At 55.2% G+C, this 18,472-nt stretch carries 21 protein-coding genes and 1 tRNA gene; 8 read left to right on the top strand and 14 right to left on the bottom strand.

From position 1 onward, the window contains the following. Positions 1-312 precede the first annotated feature (312 nt). The 6 genes from C6A40_RS16230 to aspA form a co-directional block, all read right to left on the bottom strand. Positions 313-388, bottom strand: a tRNA-Phe gene (locus C6A40_RS16230). 127 nt (positions 389-515) lie between these two features. Beyond that, positions 516-1,091 (bottom strand): transcriptional regulator, encoded by a 576-nt coding sequence (locus tag C6A40_RS16235; protein WP_021240733.1) that lies wholly within the window; start codon positions 1,089-1,091, stop codon positions 516-518. Between the two features lie 49 nt (positions 1,092-1,140). Then, entirely contained in the window at positions 1,141-2,832 is a 1,692-nt protein-coding gene (locus C6A40_RS16240) for a protein-disulfide reductase DsbD (RefSeq protein ID WP_045337310.1), read from the bottom strand. Next, positions 2,808-3,131 carry a divalent cation tolerance protein CutA gene (gene cutA, locus C6A40_RS16245; RefSeq protein ID WP_008502950.1) on the bottom strand — a complete coding sequence of 108 codons (324 nt, stop codon included), beginning with the start codon at positions 3,129-3,131 and terminating at the stop codon, positions 2,808-2,810. Before cutA ends, C6A40_RS16240 begins: the two co-directional genes overlap by 25 nt. A gap of 113 nt (positions 3,132-3,244) precedes the next feature. Beyond that, positions 3,245-4,546, bottom strand: a complete 1,302-nt coding sequence (locus C6A40_RS16250; RefSeq protein WP_008502949.1) for an anaerobic C4-dicarboxylate transporter — start codon at positions 4,544-4,546, stop codon at positions 3,245-3,247. Positions 4,547-4,661: 115 nt separating this feature from the next. Then, positions 4,662-6,098 (bottom strand): aspartate ammonia-lyase, encoded by a 1,437-nt coding sequence (gene aspA, locus C6A40_RS16255; protein WP_003855923.1) that lies wholly within the window; start codon positions 6,096-6,098, stop codon positions 4,662-4,664. A gap of 335 nt (positions 6,099-6,433) precedes the next feature. Between aspA and C6A40_RS16260 the strand changes: the two genes are divergently transcribed. Next, positions 6,434-6,898 (top strand): FxsA family protein, encoded by a 465-nt coding sequence (locus C6A40_RS16260; protein WP_023616652.1) that lies wholly within the window; start codon positions 6,434-6,436, stop codon positions 6,896-6,898. Between the two features lie 36 nt (positions 6,899-6,934). Here C6A40_RS16260 and yjeH read toward each other — a convergent pair whose 3' ends face one another. After that, positions 6,935-8,155 carry an L-methionine/branched-chain amino acid transporter gene (yjeH, locus tag C6A40_RS16265; protein WP_045337308.1) on the bottom strand — a complete coding sequence of 407 codons (1,221 nt, stop codon included), beginning with the start codon at positions 8,153-8,155 and terminating at the stop codon, positions 6,935-6,937. Positions 8,156-8,334: 179 nt separating this feature from the next. Here yjeH and C6A40_RS16270 point away from each other — a divergent pair, with 179 nt between their 5' ends. Both C6A40_RS16270 and groL read left to right on the top strand, forming a co-directional pair. Continuing rightward, positions 8,335-8,628: a co-chaperone GroES gene (locus C6A40_RS16270; protein WP_003855929.1), complete on the top strand. Its 294-nt coding sequence runs from the start codon at positions 8,335-8,337 to the stop codon at positions 8,626-8,628. Between the two features lie 31 nt (positions 8,629-8,659). Continuing rightward, the gene (gene groL, locus C6A40_RS16275) at positions 8,660-10,303 is read left to right on the top strand and encodes a chaperonin GroEL (RefSeq protein WP_045337306.1); all 1,644 of its coding nucleotides are present in this window, start codon (positions 8,660-8,662) and stop codon (positions 10,301-10,303) included. Between the two features lie 65 nt (positions 10,304-10,368). Here groL and iadA read toward each other — a convergent pair whose 3' ends face one another. The 3 genes from iadA to C6A40_RS16290 are packed head-to-tail and all read right to left on the bottom strand — an operon-like array spanning position 10,369 to position 12,647. Further along, complete coding sequence (iadA, locus tag C6A40_RS16280) at positions 10,369-11,532, bottom strand: beta-aspartyl-peptidase (RefSeq protein ID WP_045337304.1); 1,164 nt, start codon at positions 11,530-11,532, stop codon at positions 10,369-10,371. A gap of 10 nt (positions 11,533-11,542) precedes the next feature. Further along, the gene (locus C6A40_RS16285; RefSeq protein WP_023293466.1) at positions 11,543-12,004 is read right to left on the bottom strand and encodes a YjiG family protein; all 462 of its coding nucleotides are present in this window, start codon (positions 12,002-12,004) and stop codon (positions 11,543-11,545) included. Beyond that, positions 11,985-12,647 carry a nucleoside recognition domain-containing protein gene (locus C6A40_RS16290; protein ID WP_023326538.1) on the bottom strand — a complete coding sequence of 221 codons (663 nt, stop codon included), beginning with the start codon at positions 12,645-12,647 and terminating at the stop codon, positions 11,985-11,987. Before C6A40_RS16290 ends, C6A40_RS16285 begins: the two co-directional genes overlap by 20 nt. A 234-nt stretch (positions 12,648-12,881) precedes the next feature. Here C6A40_RS16290 and C6A40_RS16295 point away from each other — a divergent pair, with 234 nt between their 5' ends. Then, positions 12,882-13,235, top strand: a complete 354-nt coding sequence (locus tag C6A40_RS16295) for a DUF4156 domain-containing protein (protein ID WP_008502942.1) — start codon at positions 12,882-12,884, stop codon at positions 13,233-13,235. Between the two features lie 65 nt (positions 13,236-13,300). On the opposite strand, the gene epmB is transcribed toward C6A40_RS16295, so the two are convergent. Beyond that, positions 13,301-14,329, bottom strand: coding sequence for an EF-P beta-lysylation protein EpmB (epmB, locus tag C6A40_RS16300; RefSeq protein WP_008502941.1), 1,029 nt, complete (start codon positions 14,327-14,329; stop codon positions 13,301-13,303). 40 nt (positions 14,330-14,369) lie between these two features. On the opposite strand from epmB, the gene efp reads away from it, so the two are divergent. The 3 genes from efp to ecnB all read left to right on the top strand — a co-directional run bounded on the left by efp (position 14,370) and on the right by ecnB (position 15,381). Continuing rightward, entirely contained in the window at positions 14,370-14,936 is a 567-nt protein-coding gene (gene efp, locus C6A40_RS16305; RefSeq protein ID WP_008502940.1) for an elongation factor P, read from the top strand. Positions 14,937-14,994: 58 nt separating this feature from the next. Further along, the gene (locus C6A40_RS16310) at positions 14,995-15,126 is read left to right on the top strand and encodes an entericidin A/B family lipoprotein (protein ID WP_024907352.1); all 132 of its coding nucleotides are present in this window, start codon (positions 14,995-14,997) and stop codon (positions 15,124-15,126) included. A gap of 108 nt (positions 15,127-15,234) precedes the next feature. Then, on the top strand, positions 15,235-15,381 hold the full coding sequence (ecnB, locus tag C6A40_RS16315; protein ID WP_003025482.1) for a lipoprotein toxin entericidin B: 147 nt from the start codon (positions 15,235-15,237) through the stop codon (positions 15,379-15,381). 37 nt (positions 15,382-15,418) lie between these two features. On the opposite strand, the gene C6A40_RS16320 is transcribed toward ecnB, so the two are convergent. Next, positions 15,419-16,018 carry a helix-turn-helix transcriptional regulator gene (locus C6A40_RS16320; RefSeq protein WP_021240725.1) on the bottom strand — a complete coding sequence of 200 codons (600 nt, stop codon included), beginning with the start codon at positions 16,016-16,018 and terminating at the stop codon, positions 15,419-15,421. A gap of 261 nt (positions 16,019-16,279) precedes the next feature. On the opposite strand from C6A40_RS16320, the gene sugE reads away from it, so the two are divergent. Then, entirely contained in the window at positions 16,280-16,597 is a 318-nt protein-coding gene (gene sugE, locus C6A40_RS16325; RefSeq protein WP_008502938.1) for a quaternary ammonium compound efflux SMR transporter SugE, read from the top strand. On the opposite strand, the gene C6A40_RS16330 is transcribed toward sugE, so the two are convergent. Next, a complete protein-coding gene (locus tag C6A40_RS16330; RefSeq protein ID WP_021240724.1) occupies positions 16,594-17,124 on the bottom strand; it encodes a lipocalin family protein in 531 nt (176 codons plus the stop codon). The two genes, sugE and C6A40_RS16330, sit on opposite strands and share 4 nt — an antisense overlap. Positions 17,125-17,254: 130 nt before the next feature. Then, on the bottom strand, positions 17,255-18,400 hold the full coding sequence (locus C6A40_RS16335; protein ID WP_044597278.1) for a cephalosporin-hydrolyzing class C beta-lactamase MIR-20: 1,146 nt from the start codon (positions 18,398-18,400) through the stop codon (positions 17,255-17,257). Positions 18,401-18,472: the final 72 nt, after the last annotated feature.

Genomic DNA, 18,472 nt, shown 5'->3' on the forward strand with positions numbered 1-18,472 from the left:
CTCAGAAGTGAAACGCCGTAGCGCCGATGGTAGTGTGGGGTCTCCCCATGTGAGAGTAGGGAACTGCCAGGCATCAAATAAGAAAAACCCCGTACCGGAAGGTGCGGGGTTTTTTGCTTTGTGCGTCAGGAATCATGCCGGATGGCGGCTTCGCCTTATCCGGCCTACAAAACCTGTAGGCCCGGTAAGCGCAGCGCCACCGGGCATGGCAGACCGCACGATCCCACGGTAAAAAGAAGCAAGAATACTAAAGAAGGGATTTATAAACGCAGAAAAGCAAAAACCCAGCCATAGGCTGGGTTCTTTAAATAGTGGTGCCCGGACTCGGAATCGAACCAAGGACACGGGGATTTTCAATCCCCTGCTCTACCGACTGAGCTATCCGGGCAACGGAGCGCATTAAACCGCAATCGCGCCTTATCGTCAACATTATTTCGGGAAAAGCTGTTCAATTGCTTAACTTTGCGGCAATCTGATGGTTTACGCGTCGAATAGGGCAAATTTAACAGGCTCGCTTACGTCAACGCCCCGCCCATACGGCACTGAGCAAAGCGCAGAATATCTTCTGCCAGCCGGTGCGCCGTATCCACATCGGCCTGGCTACGGTTCACCAGCATGCGGCTCAGGCAGCCCTCCAGCACCAGCTCCATCTGTTTCGCCACCATTGCCGGGTCATCCACTTCAAGACGGGTCAGCAGCTCGTGAGTGAAGTCATGCGCAGCCCGTTTTTGCTGATCCGCCAACTGATGGACAGGATGGTCGGGATCGGGATAGAACGTACAGGCCGCAATAAACAGGCAGCCCGGATAGCGGTTGTTGCTGACACATTCCGTCAGGGCGGTATAGCGCGCCAGAAGCTTTTGTTCCGCAGTCAGTTCTTCATTCAGCATCAGCTGCCTGCGCCAGATATCAACCTGCTGGCTGAGATAGCGCAGAGCATCATAAACGAGCGCCTCTTTATCCGGCCAGAAGCGCTTAAGATCATCCAGGGGGTAATCGATACGGTCGGCTACCATCTCAAGCGTGGTGCTGGCGATCCCATAAATCTCAAGTAATTGCAGGGCTTGTCCCAGTACGTCTTCACGTTGCACGGTTATCTCCTCCGCTATTCCCAACGGTATGTTCCGTTTAAAGTGTTGTTTACGGTTGGCGATTGCGCAAATGCGCGCTAAATGCCGCTGCATCCATAAACCCGGTTACACGCTGTTCTGGCTGCTCCTGACCCTGTTGATTGAAGAACAGAATGGTTGGCAGCCCGAGCACGTTAAGCTGCTTCAGCAGAGCCTTATCCTGCGCATTATTGGCTGTCACGTTCGCCTGGAGCAGAACCGTCTCTTTCAGGGCGTTTTGCACCTGTGGATCGCTAAAGGTGTATTTTTCAAACTCTTTACAGGCGACGCACCAGTCGGCATAGAGATCGAGCATCACCGGTTTGCCCTTCGCCTGCGCAAGCGCGCTGTTGAGCTCATCGACGTTCTTAATCTGCATAAAGTTCAAATGCGCCTGCGTCTGGCCGACCGGCGAGCCGAACGCCCAATCCTGCAGAGGACGCACGCTCACCAGCGCGGCGGCGAGCAGGAGAATTTGCACCAGGCGCATCCACGCTTTTTTGGCCCCCAGACTGACGATAAATGCCCAGGAGAAGAACGCTACGCCGAGCATCGCCCACAGGCGAGTGCCCCATACGTCACCCGTAATGCGTTCCAGCAGAAACACCGGCAGCGCCAGAATCACAAAACCAAATGCGGTTTTCACCGTCTCCATCCACGGGCCGCTCTTCGGCAGCAGGCGGTTGCCAAAAACCGTGACCAGAATGAGCGGCAGGCCCATGCCCAGCGCATAAAGGTACAGCGTACCGCTGCCGAGCCACAGATTGCCGCTCTGGGCAATATAGAGCAGGATGGCGCTCAGCGGGGCAGTGGTGCAAGGGGAGCAAATCAGTCCGGCGATGGCCCCCATCATAAACACGCCGCCTGCCGAACCACCCTGCTGACGATTGCTCATCAGCGTTAAGCGGGTTTGCAGAGCTGACGGTAACTGCAGCGTGAACAGGCCAAACATCGACAGTGCCAGCAGGATAAATATCGCCGACAGGCCAATCAGCACGTACGGGTGCTGAAGTGCGGCCTGGAACTGCAACCCGGCAGCGGCGACCACAAGGCCGAGCGCCGTGTAGGTCAGCGCCATACCCTGCACATAAATAAAGGCCAGCAGCAGCGCGCGTGCGGTGGAAAGGCGCTGTTTGCCGCCCAGCACGATGCCAGAGATGAGCGGATACATCGGCAGCACGCAGGGGGTAAAGGCAATGCCAATGCCAATCAGTAAGGCCCACAGCGCGGAGAACGGAAGGTCAGCGGTATCCTCATGCTTCTCGCCTGAAGGAAGAGGTGAAATCGTGGGCGACGCTTTCACCTCACTAAGCGGAACCACCTTTGTTTCCGGCGGATAGCAGAATCCGGCATCCGCGCACCCCTGATAGGTCACCGTCAGGGTCGCGCCTTTATCCGCCTGGTTCACCGTAACGGGCACGCTCAGGCGCTGGCGATAGATTTCGCTTTTGCCGTAAAACTCATCTTCATGCCACTCGCCAGCGGGCATCTGTAATGCGCCCACGCTGGCCTGAGCAGGCGTAATGCTCACCTGCTTGCGATAGAGGTAATAGCCCTCTTTCACCTGCCAGTTGAGCGTAAGGTCTTGCTGGTGTTGCTGGAAATCGAAAACAAACGCCCGATCGGCAGGAATGAAGTTCGAACGGCCGGGCGCGTCAAACAGCCCGGCAAAAACTGATGTGCTGCAAAGCAGCAGGATCAGCGTAAGGAAGCGTTGAGCCATGAGAGATAGTCGTTATCGCCATGAACCACTGGCAAGACCAGCAGTTCCGGGGTTTGGTAAGGATGATGAGATTTGAGGCAGTCCAGGAGTGCCTGCTGATTCGCCAGATTGGTTTTAAGCAACATCTGGACTTCGTACTCTTGCTCCAGCTTACCTTCCCAATAGTAAAGAGAGGTAGCGCCGGGGAGGAGCGTGACGCAGGCTGCCCGTTTTTCGGCCAGCACTTTGGCGGCGAGATCCTGGGCAGAGGCTTCATCAGGGGCGGTGCACAGTACGACAACGGCATCAGGCGTGTTCACAAGTCGACCTCCTCATCACGAAAGTCTTCACTATATCACGCAAGACGATTGGTCATTAATGAAACGGGCCGCTGAGCGGCCCGATTTTAACTATTTTTACAACGGCTAACCGTTTACAGCACAATGCCGCCGATGATAAAGCCGAGGACCACGCAAAGCGTAATCGCCACCACGCCCGGGATGAGGAACGCGTGGTTAAACACGTACTTACCGATACGGGTTGAGCCGGTGTCGTCCATCTCCACCGCCGCCAGCAGGGTTGGGTAGGTTGGCAATACGAACAGGGCAGAAACCGCCGCAAAAGAGGCAATTGCCGTCAGCGGCGTCACACCCAGCATCAGCGCCGCAGGCATCAGCGCTTTGGTGGTCGCCGCCTGGGAGTAAAGCAGGGTCGCCGCGAAGAACAGCACGACAGCCAGCAGCCACGGGTAGTTGTGCAGCAGGTCACCAGCGACGGTCTGGATATCACTGATGTGCGCTTTCACGAAGGTATCACCAAGCCACGCCACACCCAGTACGCACACGCAGGCGCTCATACCGGATTTGAAGGTGCTGGCGTTCAGCACTTCGCTGGTATCAATTTTACAGGTGATGCTAATCAGCGTCGCGATGGTCAGCATGAACACCACAATCGCTTCGTTACGCGGCAGGACCGGGTTCTGGATCAGCCCCACGGTATCGCTGATGGCGGTCGCATAGAACATGACGGCAACAATACCAATCAGGAACAGCAGCACGGAGCGTTTCGCATGTGGCTTCAGTTCGAAGACCTGGCTGCCGCGCAGGCTCACTTCACCTTTTGCCAGACGCTCCTGATAAACCGGATCGTCTTTCAGTTCAGCACCGAGGAAGTTACACAGCACGGCGGTAATCATCACCGCAATCAGCGTCACCGGAATGCAGATCGCCAGCAGCGTCAGGTAGCTCACGCCCATCGGCTCCAGGATACCGGCGAAGAAGACCACCGCCGCGGAAATCGGCGAGGCGGTAATGGCGATCTGGGATGCGACGACCGCAATAGAGAGCGGACGCGACGGACGGATACCCTGTTCTTTCGCCACTTCGGTAATCACCGGTAACGTGGAGAAAGCGGTGTGGCCAGTACCGGCGAGAATGGTCATAAACCAGGTCACCAGCGGAGCAAGGAAGGTAATGTATTTCGGGTGGCGGCGTAGCATGCGCTCCGCCAGGCTTACCAGGTAGTCCATACCGCCTGCCACCTGCATGGCGGCAATAGCGGCAATGACTGCCATGATGATTTCGATAACGTCGAACGGGATTGCGCCGGGTTTAATCTGAAAGATAAGGGTAAGAACGAGCACTCCAAGACCGCCGGCAAAACCGATGCCGATACCCCCGAGTCGTGCTCCCAAATAAATCGCCAACAAGACGATGACGAGTTCTGCTCCAAACATAAGGACCTGCCTTGCTTATTAACAAGTTGATATTGAATTGTTGTATTTTGGTAACGCCTAAAAAGAAAAAAGGCACGTCACAAGTGACGTGCCTTAAGAAGCCTAGCCTGAACGGTTACTGTTCGCTTTCATCGGTATATCGTTTCGCTTTATAGGCCGGGTGCATCAGGTTCTGGGCTGAGAAAATATCGTCCAGCTCGGCTTCGGTCAACAGCCCGCGCTCCAGCACCACTTCACGCACGCTCTTACCGGTTTCGGCGCAAATCTTACCGACGATGTCGCCGTTATGGTGCCCGATGAACGGGTTGAGGTAGGTGACGATCCCGATGGAGTTATAGACATAACCCTCGCAGACTTCTTTATTCGCCGTGATGCCGTTGATGCATTTTTCCAGCAGGTTGTAGCAGGCGTTGGTCAGAATGTGGATAGATTCAAACATCGCCTGGCCAATGACTGGCTCCATCACGTTCAGCTGCAGCTGACCCGCTTCAGAGGCCATGGTCACGGTCGTATCGTTACCGATGACTTTGAAGCAAACCTGATTCACTACTTCTGGCACGACCGGGTTCACCTTGGCTGGCATGATGGACGAACCTGCCTGCAGTTCTGGCAGGTTGATTTCGTTCAGGCCAGCGCGCGGGCCGGAAGAGAGCAGGCGCAGGTCGTTACAAATTTTGGACAGCTTCACCGCCAGACGTTTCAGCGCGCTGTGTACCATGACGTAGGCGCCGCAGTCGGAGGTCGCTTCAATCAGGTCTTCTGCAGGCACAACCGGCAGGTTGGACACTTCAGCCAGCTTCTGTACCGCCAGCTGCTGATAGCCATCCGGGGTGTTCAGACGCGTACCGATGGCGGTAGCGCCCAGGTTCACTTCCAGCAGCAGCTCGGAGGTGCGCAGCAGATTTTTAGTCTCTTCGTTCAGCAGGACGTTAAACGCGTGGAATTCCTGGCCGAGGGTCATCGGCACCGCATCCTGCAGCTGGGTACGACCCATTTTCAGAATGTCCTGGAACTCAACCGCTTTACGCTGGAAGCCATCACCCAGCTGGTTGATCGCATCCACCAGTTTCACCACGGAGGCATACACCGCGATACGGAAGCCGGTAGGGTAGGCGTCGTTGGTGGACTGGCATTTGTTGACGTGGTCGTTCGGGTTCAGGTACTGGTATTCACCTTTCTGGTGACCCATCAGCTCCAGGCCAATGTTTGCCAGTACTTCGTTGGTATTCATGTTGACGGAGGTGCCCGCGCCGCCCTGATAGACGTCAACCGGGAACTGATCCATGCATTTGCCGTTGTTCAGCACTTCATCGCAGGCTGCGATAATCGCATTTGCCGCGCTTTTAGGAATGGTTTGCAGCTCTTTGTTGGCCAGGGCTGCGGCTTTCTTCACCATCACCATGCCACGAACAAACTCAGGGATGTCGCTGATTTTGCTGTTGCTGATGTAGAAGTTTTCAATCGCTCTCAGAGTGTGGACACCGTAGTAGGCATCCGCTGGAACTTCCCTGGTACCCAACAAGTCTTCTTCGATACGAATGTTGTTTAACATGTGAACCTTCTTTTCAAGCTGCCGATGGATTGTACTAAACACACAGTATTTATGTGGTTTTGAATATTTTCTGACCGACGATTATTCCCTCAATCAGCCAGATGCTCGAGATCATATGCTGATGATAGCGAATTGCCGTAAGCTGGATCACTTATTATCGAGCCGATTCCATGATAATTATTAATCTGTGAAATGGGTCACCGCTTTAATATTTCCAAAAAAAATATCCGTGCAAACTGATTGAATTTTCGCTAACCGTCACCATCTCATACAAACGCGCGTCGCGAACACATTCAGACAGGGGCCCGATGGCCTCTGCCACACAGGAGATGCCAGTGCGCTGGATACCGTTTATTGCTTTCTTTCTCTATGTTTACATTGAGATTTCCATTTTCATCCAGGTTGCCCATGTGCTGGGCGTCCTGCTGACGCTGATTCTGGTGATTTTCACCTCCGTCATCGGCATGTCGCTGGTGCGTAATCAGGGTTTCAAAAATTTCCTGATAATGCAGCAAAAGATGGCCGCAGGCGAAAGCCCGGCGGAAGAGATGATCAAAAGCGTGTCGTTGATTATTGCGGGGCTGCTGCTGATTCTGCCCGGGTTCTTTACCGACTTCCTCGGCCTTCTGCTGCTTCTGCCGCCGGTGCAAAAGCACCTGACCATGAAGCTGCTGCCGCATCTGCGCTTTAGCCGTATGCCGGGCGGTGGGTTCAGCACCGGGCCAGGCGACACGTTTGAAGGGGAATATCAGCGTAAGGATGAACAGCACGACCGTCTGGATCACAAAGACGATCGGTGATTTTGTTGCCCGGTGGCGCTTCGCTTACCGGGCCTACTAAAGCGCCAGCCACAACACCGCCAGCATGACGATGGCATACACGCTCTTCCATCCCACCATCGCCAGCAGCAGCAGGCACAGTAGCCCCCCGACAAGCGCCAGTGCTTTATAACGGCCTTTCAGCAAACGGCATCCCGCCAGCATGCACAGCAGGTAGATCATGATGAAAATGCCGTTGGCGTAGACGAGCAGCGTATCCAGATTGACCTTCAGGGCGTAAATGCACAGCGTACTCACCACGCAGCAGCCCAGTACGGCATTCAGGGCATTCAGCGGCAGCTGGCGTTTAGACAGCCGTGCGAGGCGGTTATCAGGTCTGTAAAGCGCCTGAGACCACACCAGACGGGCAAAGCTCTGGATATAAATGTTAAGGCTGGCAAAACAGGCCAGATAGCCGATAACGCAGGCGATCCACAGCGCTTTCACACCAAACAGTTCAACCACGATACCCGGCAGCGATGCCGCGGCGGCGAGATCGGCTCCGAAAGCCTTGAAGTGCAACACCAGCACGGTACACGCCCAGTACACCGTGCCTGCCAGCAGCAGGCCGATCATCAGTGCGCGGGGGAAATCACGTTCAGGCTGCTTAAATTCCGACGCCAGATGGGCAAAGGCTTCCAGACCGACAAAACACCAGAACATGACGGAGAGCGCGGCAAAAAGCTGTGAGTGGTTGACGTCTGTCACGGCCGGGAAGGGAATCTCTTTTACGGTGATATCGCCCGCCCACCAGATAGCGGCAACGAGCGCGACAATCAGCACCGCAACCAGTGTCTGCAGGTTGGCGCTGGAGCGGGCTCCGCGTGAACCCACCCACCAGACGATAGCCAGCGTACCCAGTTCGGCCAACAGCAACTGCTCGTCATGCCAGCCAAACAGCGCCTGGCCAAAGCCGGTTGCAATGTGCAGCGCCGCAGGAAGCCCAACCGGAATAACGGAGAGAAACAGCCAACCGGTCACACGCTCCAGTCGCGGGCCAAATGCCAGCCCGACAAAATGCGCCACGCCGCCCGCGCTGGGGAAATGCCGCCCCAGGATGGCAAACACAATGGCAATCGGGAAAACCAATACAATCAGAACGGGCCACGCCCACAGACTGTTATTTCCGGCTACCAGTGCCGCCAGTGCAGGTACGGCGAACACGCCCGTTCCTAACAAGGAGGTTGAGAGCAGGCCGACGCCCTGCGCCAGCCCCAACTCCTGCTTGAGTCCACTCATTGACATCGTCCTGCCAATTCCAAAAGAGAGGCGATGGTAACACTTTCGCAAAATTTTTTTTCAGCTCCCCCTTGAAGGGGTAAAAAGCTATCCCCATCTCTCAGGGCACTAGTCGGAAAACCGCATGCGGGCCGGCGTCATCCATAACTGATAATGACTTTCTCAAAGGAGAGCTATCAATGAGTATTCGTCCGTTACATGATCGTGTGATCGTCAAACGTAAAGAAGTTGAAACCAAGTCTGCTGGCGGCATCGTTCTGACCGGTTCTGCAGCAGCCAAATCAACGCGTGGCGAAATCATCGCTGTCGGTAAGGGCCGCATCCTGGAAAACGGAACTGTGCAGCCACTGGACGTTAAAGTTGGTGACATCGTAATTTTCAACGATGGCTACGGCGTGAAATCCGAGAAGATCGACAATGAAGAAGTGTTGATCATGTCCGAGAGCGACATTCTGGCAATTGTTGAAGCGTAATTTACGCACGAGAATTTGAGGAAATAAGAACATGGCAGCTAAAGACGTAAAATTCGGTAACGACGCTCGTGTAAAAATGCTCCGCGGCGTAAACGTACTGGCAGATGCAGTTAAAGTGACCCTGGGCCCGAAAGGCCGTAACGTAGTGCTGGATAAATCCTTCGGCGCGCCAACCATCACCAAAGACGGTGTTTCCGTAGCACGTGAAATCGAGCTGGAAGACAAGTTCGAAAACATGGGTGCGCAGATGGTGAAAGAAGTGGCCTCTAAAGCGAACGACGCTGCAGGCGACGGTACCACCACCGCGACCGTTCTGGCGCAGGCCATCATCACCGAAGGTCTGAAAGCCGTTGCGGCGGGCATGAACCCAATGGATCTGAAACGTGGTATCGACAAAGCTGTCGCCTCCGCAGTGGAAGAACTGAAAGCGCTGTCCGTACCGTGCTCTGACTCTAAAGCGATTGCTCAGGTTGGTACCATCTCCGCTAACTCCGACGAAACCGTAGGTAAACTGATCGCGGAAGCGATGGACAAAGTCGGTAAAGAAGGCGTAATCACCGTTGAAGACGGTACCGGTCTGGAAGACGAACTGGACGTGGTTGAAGGTATGCAGTTCGACCGCGGTTACCTGTCCCCATACTTCATCAACAAGCCAGAGACTGGCGCTGTTGAGCTGGAAAGCCCGTTCATCCTGCTGGCTGACAAAAAAATCTCCAACATCCGCGAAATGCTGCCAGTGCTGGAAGCCGTTGCGAAAGCAGGCAAACCGCTGGTTATCATCGCTGAAGATGTTGAAGGCGAAGCGCTGGCGACCCTGGTGGTTAACACCATGCGCGGCATCGTGAAAGTGGCTGCGGTTAAAGCACCTGGCTTCGGCGATCGTCGTAAAGCGATGCTGCAGGATATCGCTACCCTGACCGGCGGTACCGTCATCTCCGAAGAGATCGGTATGGAGCTGGAAAAAGCGACCCTGGAAGACCTGGGCCAGGCAAAACGCGTTGTGATCAACAAAGACACCACCACCATCATCGATGGCGTGGGTGAAGAAGCCGCTATTCAGGGCCGCGTTGGTCAGATCCGTAAGCAGATCGAAGAAGCGACTTCCGATTACGACCGTGAAAAACTGCAGGAGCGCGTAGCGAAACTGGCAGGCGGCGTTGCGGTAATCAAAGTCGGTGCTGCGACCGAAGTTGAAATGAAAGAGAAAAAAGCGCGCGTTGACGATGCCCTGCACGCGACCCGTGCTGCGGTAGAAGAAGGCGTGGTTGCGGGTGGTGGCGTTGCGCTGGTGCGCGTTGCCGCTAAACTGGCTGGCCTGACCGCTCAGAACGAAGACCAGAACGTGGGTATCAAAGTTGCGCTGCGCGCAATGGAAGCGCCTCTGCGTCAGATCGTGTCTAACGCCGGTGAAGAGCCATCTGTGGTGGCGAACAAGGTGAAAGCGGGCGAAGGTAACTACGGTTACAACGCGGCAACTGAAGAATACGGCAACATGATCGACTTCGGTATCCTGGACCCAACTAAAGTGACCCGTTCTGCTCTGCAGTACGCGGCCTCTGTTGCTGGTCTGATGATCACCACCGAGTGCATGGTGACCGACCTGCCTAAAGGCGATGCGCCTGACTTAGGTTCTGCTGGCATGGGCGGCATGGGTGGAATGGGCGGCATGATGTAATCATGTTGTTCTGAACCTCTCAGAACGAACCCCGGGCAGAAATGCCCGGGGTTTTTTATTGGGTGCTATTCGAAAGTGCCTTTGACGCACACGGCACCTTCACGCACCATCTGGCGGCCTTTGGCCCAGACCTCGCGAATCTTCAGATCGTCCGTCAGTACCAGGAAATCCGCATCGCATCCGGGCGCGAGCCGTCCCTTATGCTCCAGCCCGAGAAACGCCGCCACGTTTCGCGTAAAGGGAAGAAGCGCCTCTTCCAGCGGCAGCTGATGCCGGCTGACCAGCTGCTGCAGCGTTTCGAGCAGGGATTCGAACCCCGCCACGCCCATACCCACCAGATTGCCGCTCTCATCAAATTTCGGCTGGCTGCCGTTGCCGTCCGAACTGAGCGTAAGCCGGTTAAACGGCACCTGCGCCTCGCGGGCCATCACGATGGCGCTGGCGGCGTCAATCGGTTCACTGATGCTGGTCGTGATGTCGATAAAGCCGCCTTCGCGGGCATAGCTCAGCGCGGCAAGGAACAGCGCCCGGGCGCGGTTAACGTGGGTTGGCAGCAGTTTTACGCGGGGAACGTCGGCGTTATTCAGGATGCTAAATAGCGGCTCCAGCAGCTTTGGGCTGTTGCCGAGGTGAAACACGGAAATACCCGCTTTGGCACCCAACAGCCCGCCTACGCGTGACTGGGCAGCCATACTGGCGAGCTGGTCCTCGGCTGGCGCGGAAGAACGATGGTCAGAGATCGCGCATTTCACGCCAATGATTTTATCAATCAGCGCCACGTCTTTTTCGACACTGCCGGTGATGGTCGGCGAAGGCAGCCCGTACGCCCCCGTCAGCATCCATGCGCTGATCCCTTCATGCTCAAGCGCCCGCGTTTTTGCCAGCAGCGATTCAGGATGCCGGGTCACGCCGTCGGTGCCCAGCAGGCCAACAACCGAGGTGATGCCTGCGGCAACGAGTGCAGACAGGCGAACCTCTGGCGTGCGGGTGTGAGGGCCCGCCTCGCCGCCGCCACCGATCAAATGCACATGCTGGTCGATAAACCCCGGGCAAACCACCGCCCCAGCCAGATCGCTTTCCGGGCAGTCTGGCCTCGTTGTTCCGTGGTTCGCTTTTTCGATCGCCACGATTTTTCCCGCAGCGATCAGCAGATCGCAATGTCCCTTATCCTCCGGGGCGTAGAGATGTGCGTTGCGGAAAAGGTGAGGGTTCAGCACTGAAAAATCCATTTTTATCTCCTCAGAAGAGTAGCTGCATCACCCACATTGAGAGCAGGGCATTAATGACACAAAGAGTAATAATATGCGGATAATATTTCGGGTTTACGCCGGCGGTACCCAGGCAGCGGCCGGTGTTTTGCACCGGATTGCCCATCAGATAGATGGCGGGCAGCAGGATGGTGGCATCGTGGCCGTTGAGCGTGCCGGCGGCGACCAGGCTGGCGCAGACGCCCACGCCGCCGCCCATACTCATCACCGAGGCCAAAAGAACCGTTGCCGCCGCACCCGGAAGGCCCCACAGCGCCATAATTGGCTCGCATATCTTGCCGACAATATCCAGCAGGCCGGTGACCTTGAGCGCCTGAATGATGACAAACGCCATAACGACGTTCGGCAACAGGCTGGTGGTGGCGATGGTAAAGCCGCGGCGGGCGCCATCAATAAACATATCCATGATATTTTTACGCGGCTGGGCGATCATGTTCTTCCTCCTGAAGACGATTTTCCATGTGGGCGATCCACAGGCGCAGGACGTTCGCGCCAACGAATTTAAACACCAGAATAACGGCCAGCGGCGTAATCACCGGGATGGTGATAACGGTGAAGAGCGCGGCACCGGAAGAAAAATAGTTGGTAATGATGGCGCTACCGCTGGTCTGAAAGGTGGCGAAAATAGCGCGCTCCTGGTCCGTAATCGCGCCTTCATCGGTTAACTCTTTGGTCATCCCTGCCGCCGCATCGGTGTTTTGCAGGTTGGCTATCAGCGCCAGGGAGCAAACGCCCGGCACACCCAGCAGCGGACGTAAAATGGGAGTCATAAGCTGCTGTGCGGCACGCAGCCCGCCCAGACCTTCGGTGACGGCGATGATACCAAGCGATAAAATGACCGAGGGAGCCAGCTCAAGGGCAAAGAGGAAACCGTCTTTCGCCCCCGTTCCGCCCGTTCCGCGAAACGTCAGAGCGCCGTTGACCGGGCCAAAGCTGCCGTTTAAGACGGTAAAATCCAGCACGCGCCACCATTCGGTGCTTTTGGCGAAAAAGCCCGAGAAAAAAACGATGGTAAGTACAAACGCCACATAACCCACCCATGTCACTTTTTCCTCTCCTGAGGATGATGCACTCATAAAACCTCCTTTTTTAGTCGCGTACAAAAGTTGTACGTTGCATCACTAAAAACGATCGGGGGCTAAAACACGATATCCCAAAGGTTATTATCAGAATTCATTTAAGATGTCGGAGGAGTGCCTCGCGGAATCTGGCTCGCAGAAATGCGCGGGGGTTTTTCTTTTAGTCATCTTTTAGGTATAAGATTTACACACGGACAATTACTGTCCAGCTTATTGAAAACGAGGAATAACATGCGCGTAAAAGTCTGTGCAGGGATTGTAGGGGCAGCACTGCTGCTGGCGGGTTGTAGCTCCAGCAATGAGCTGTCGGCAGCGGGCCAGGGCGTTCGCTTTGTGGAAGATAAGCCTGGCAGTGAATGCCAGCTGTTAGGCACGGCAACCGGTGAACAAAGTAACTGGATGTCGGGTCAGCACGGTGAGGAAGGCGGTTCTATGCGCGGAGCGGCGAATGCCCTGCGTAATCAGGCTGCGGCAATGGGCGGCAACGTGATTTACGGCGTAAGTAGCCCAACGCAGAGTATGCTGTCCAGCTTCGTGCCGACCGCCAGCCAGATGACGGGCCAGGTCTATAAGTGCCCGAACTGATGTAATGTGCTAATGGCGCTGCGCCCGGCCCTGTAGGGCGGGTAAGCGTAGCGCCACCTGCCTTTTTAGTGCTGCCGCAGCTGCAAATCGAGCGGCGTCTTGCTCGGCTCTCCGCCAATCTCGCGTGCCAGCTTCGGCACCATATAGCCTGAAACCAGCGTTAACAGTTCGCGCATAATCTGCCGGGCTTCTTCATCCGTCACCATGAAATGCGCCGCGCCCTGAACGCGATCCAGCACGTGCAGGTAATACGGCATCACGCCCGCATCAAACAGAGCATTGCTCAGATCGGCCAGCACGCGGGCGCTATCATTCACGCCGCGCAGCAGCACGCTCTGGTTCAGCAGCGTCACGCCCGCTTTACGCAGTCGCGCCATCGCCGCGCGAAACGCATCGTCAATTTCGTTCGCATGGTTAATATGATTCACCAGCAGCACCTGCAGGCGGGATTGCTCCAGGCGTGCCACAAGGCCGTCGGTGATACGTGCCGGAATAACAATCGGTAAGCGGCTATGAATGCGCAGGCGCTTAATGTGCGGGATGGCTTCAAGCTGAGTCAGTAGCCAGTCCAGCTCATGATCTTTCGCCATCAACGGGTCACCGCCGGAAAAAATAATCTCATCCAGCTCCGGATGGGCGGCTATATAGTCCAGCGCGACCTGCCAGTTGCGTTTATTGCCCTGGTTTTCGGCATAGGGGAAGTGCCGACGGAAGCAATAACGACAATTTACCGCACACCCGCCTTTTACCAGCAGCAGGGCGCGGTTGAGATATTTGTGCAGTAAACCCGGCACCACGCTGTTCTGCTCTTCCAGCGGATCGGTGCTGTATCCCGGCGCAGTAATGAATTCATCCTGCGAAGTAAGCGTTTGTTTTAATAGCGGATCGTCGGGGTTGCCTTTCTCCATCCGGGCCACAAACGCACGGGGAACGCGCAGGGCGAAAAGGCGCTTTGCCTCGCGGCCTGCAAGCAACTCTGGGTGCTGATCGAGGTCTAAAAGACGCAGCAATTCATCAGGACTGGTGATTACATCGGCAAGTTGCGATAACCAATCTTCTCTGGACGGGGTGTTTAGGGTTACAATATGCGCCATTTTGTGGCTTAGCTACCAGTTAACAAATTTAGAGGGCCTTATGGCAACGTACTATAGCAACGATTTTCGTGCTGGTCTTAAAATCATGATGGACGGCGAACCGTACGCGGTTGAAGCCAGCGAATTCGTTAAACCAGGTAAAGGCCAGGCATTCGCACGCGTTAAGCTGCGCCGTCTGCTGACCGGTACCCGTGTTGAGAAAACCTTCAAGTCTACTGACTCTGCAGAAGGCGCTGATGTTGTTGATATGAACCTGACCTATCTGTACAACGATGGCGAGTTCTGGCATTTCATGAACAACTCCACTTTCGAACAGCTGTCTGCTGATGAGAAAGCGGTAGGTGACAGCGCTAAATGGCTGCTGGATCAGGCTGAGTGCATCGTGACCCTGTGGAACGGCCAGCCTATCGCAGTGACCCCACCAAACTTCGTAGAACTGGAAATCGTTGAAACCGATCCAGGTCTGAAGGGTGATACCGCAGGTACCGGCGGTAAGCCAGCCAAACTGTCTACCGGCGCAGTGGTGAAAGTGCCACTGTTCGTACAGACTGGCGAAGTGATCAAAGTGGATACCCGCTCCGGCGAATACGTATCCCGCGTGAAGTAATTTACGTATGATTGAAGGCGCAGCGCCCGCTGCGCCCGATTTTTTGCAGGCAGGGATGATGAAACGTACCGTTAAAATTCTGCTTCTGTTAGCGCTCTCCAGTGCATTGCTTTCTGGCTGTAACACCACGCGTGGAATGGGACAAGATATCCAGGATCTGGGTCATATCATTTCTCACGCCGCCAGCTAAGTTCGTCTAATTTTCCTAAAAATGCTTCCTCTTCCGTCAACCGGCGGGATTTTGTCTATTCTTAAGTTGCTATACACAAAACAACTTTGGCTATAAAAGGAAGATATTATGGTTAAGAAGACAATTGCAGCGATCTTTTCAGTCCTGGTACTTTCTTCAGTGTTAACGGCCTGTAATACCACGCGTGGCGTCGGTCAGGATATTTCTGAAGGTGGTAGCGCAATCTCTGGTGCGGCAACAAAAGCTCAGCAGTAATGAATAAACGGTACGGGACCAGCCGGGTTTCGTACCGTCAGCTTTCTGATTCCTGCAGGGATAAGAACGGAGAAAAACGCGTATCCATATGTAATTTCATGCGGATATTGCGTTTATAGGTATAAACCGTTTTTCCGTTGATGCTCAGGTGAGCGGCAATTTTTTGATTGCTCGCGCCGTCCATCCATAACGTCAGCACCTTCTCTTCCTGTCGGGTCAGCAAAGGGGCTGCCGCCGTTGGCCTGTCAGCGCTGGCGCGCGAAATTAACGCGTCGTTGATAACCGTTGCCACCTCTTCGAGACTGGCGTTTTTCAACAGCGACGACCAGACCGGAAACTTCCCAAGCCAGTCGGTCATGCCGCTATCCTCTCCCGACTGCAGCAAAATAAACGGTAATCGTTCACTTGCGTTAAGCAGGGAAGAAAGCTGCTGAAAATGGTGAATATCCTGCCTGAAGCCGTACAGGTCAGCGATAACCAGCGTTGGTTTCCATTGCAGAATGTGTTCTCTGGCAAGAAACAGATTATTCAGCCCGGTCACTACGTAGTGTCCCGGGAACAAACCGGAATGATTGAGCCATGCTTCAAACCCCGCGCGGGTGAAGTGACAACGGTCAATCAAAAGAATTTTGAACATATTTTATTCGCAGTCGGCTAGTGGTTTGGCTTCCTGCCATCAGAAAGCACATCATCATAGAGAAGTCGGATGAGTGCTAAAAGCCGGAACTCCGCGCCATACTGCGGCTATTTCTTGCCTTAACGTGTTCAGCAAAAAAGGATTGAAAAAAAATAGCACGCTAACCACAATAGGTGGCGTAATCTCTGCCTTACGGGACGACCCGTAAGCGTTTCTTTCACCGGGGACGGCCCCAACTTGCATTAAGTTAAGGAGCCTGACATGTCCTGGATCATTCTTTTTATTGCTGGCCTGCTCGAAGTGGTATGGGCGATTGGTCTCAAGTACACCCACGGATTTACCCGCCTGACGCCCAGCGTCATTACCGTTACCGCCATGATAGTCAGTATTGTTCTGCTATCCTGGGCGATGCGCTCTTTGCCTGTGGGAACGGCTTATGCCGTCTGGACGGGTATTGGCGCAGTGGGGGCCGCCATCACCGGCATTTTGCTACTCGGCGAGTCAGCGAGTCTGGCGCGTATCGCCAGCCTCGCTCTGATTGTGGCCGGGATCGTTGGGCTTAAGCTCAGCACCCACTAATGGGGCTGTTTTACCCAGATAAGTTTTGATACATCAAACCCTTGCCGGGTCGCGACGTCCAGCATCTGCTGCTTCATTTCGGGTGAAATAGTTGGCGTGCGGGAGAGTATCCACAGGTAGTCGCGATCCGGCCCACAGACCAGCGCATGGCGATACGCTTTGTCGAGCGCTATCACGTTATAACCGCCATAAAACGGACCAAAGAAAGAGACCTTAAGCGCGGCCCGTCGCGGGTCGCCAGTGAAGTACGCTTTTCCCACCGACTGCTGCCACATCTCCCGATCGGGATTATAGCCCCGGTTGATCACCTGAATACCGCCATCATCCATCGGACTGTAATTCGCCGTGACCTTCTCTAAACCCTGCTCAAACCGATGGTCGAGGCGCGCGATTTCATACCATGTTCCAAGGAAGCGTTGTGCATCAAAAGGCGTGACGACGGTGACGCCAGGAGGCGGGGTAGGGGAACTGCAGGCAACCACTAAAAACGCGGCTGTCACCGCGGCGATAACAGGCAGAATGCGCATAGGAGTTTCCTTACTGTTTTTTGTTAAGTGTAGATGACAGCAGGAAAAATGCGGAAGATTGTGCGGCGAATTTCGCCGCACACCGTGGTTTTGAAGGCCGGGTAAGGCGAAGCCGCCACCCGGCAATGTTTTACTGCAGCGCGTCGAGGATACGGTATGCCGCCTCAACGCGTGCCGGGTTCGGATAGCTTTTATTCGCCAGCATCACAATGCCGAGCTGCTTTTCAGGAATAAATGCCACGTAGCTGCCAAACCCGCCCGTCGAGCCTGTTTTATGGACCCAGGAGGCTTTGACCGGCGGCGCGGGTGGATTCACTTCTGCCACGGGCAATGGTGCCAGCGCCACCTTGTTATCACTGCCTCCGACGACGGTTTTGGCATCGACCGGCCAGTTGAGCATCTCCCAGCCCAACCCCTGATACATGGCCCCCACGCGCCAGTAGCGAGACTGCGCCAGAGCAATGCCTTGCTTGAGTGAGGGAGCCTGAAGAGAATCCGGCTTCATGTTGGCTATCAGCCAGCTCGCCATATCCTTCACGTTAGTTTTTACGCCATAGGCTTCCGCGTCCAGCATCCCTGGCGAAACGTGGACCGCTTTACCCTCACGGTATCCCCAGGCGTAATGCGCCTCTTCCGCTTTCGGGACGTTAATCCAGGTATGGTCCAGCTTGAGGGGTTTAAAGACCCGCGTCGTCATGGCCTGCTCATAGCTCATGCCGGAAGGTTTAACCGCCAGCGCACCAAAAAGACCGATGCTGGCGTTAGCGTAAAGACGCGTGGTGCCCGGCTTCCACTGCGGCTGCCAGTTTTGATAAAAGCGCAGCAGAGAGGCGGTATCCGTGACCTCATCCGGCACCTGTAACGGCAGACCGCCTGCGGTATAGGTTGCCAGATCCAGCATGCGAATGCCCTGCCACTGCTTGCCCGTGAGCTCAGGCCAGTATTTTGCTACCGGATCGCCCAGCGCTATTTCACCCCGGGCAATGGCATCGCCGCCCAGTACGCCGGTGAAGGTTTTACTTATAGAGCCCAGCTCAAACAGGGTTTGCGGGGTGACGGGTTTGTTCGCCGCAACATCGGCTTTACCGAAGGTAAAGTAGTGTGGCTGACCCTGATAAATTACCGCCACCGCCATACCCGGAATGGCCTGCGCGTTCATCAGCGGCGTAACGGTACGTTCCACCACCTCAGCCAGCTGTGTTTCGGACATCGGTGCGGCGAATGCAGCGCTGGTGACGCTGAGCAGCAGGGCACAGCTTAGGGATTTTGTCATCATCGGTTATCTTCCGTAATAGCAGTTCAAGGGAGTGTCCGGGCCCGTCAGACCGCTGTAGTCTGTTGGATTTGA

This window comes from Enterobacter sp. GER_MD16_1505_Eko_090 (assembly GCF_003331015.1).
GTDB classification, from domain to species: Bacteria; Pseudomonadota; Gammaproteobacteria; order Enterobacterales; family Enterobacteriaceae; genus Enterobacter; species Enterobacter roggenkampii.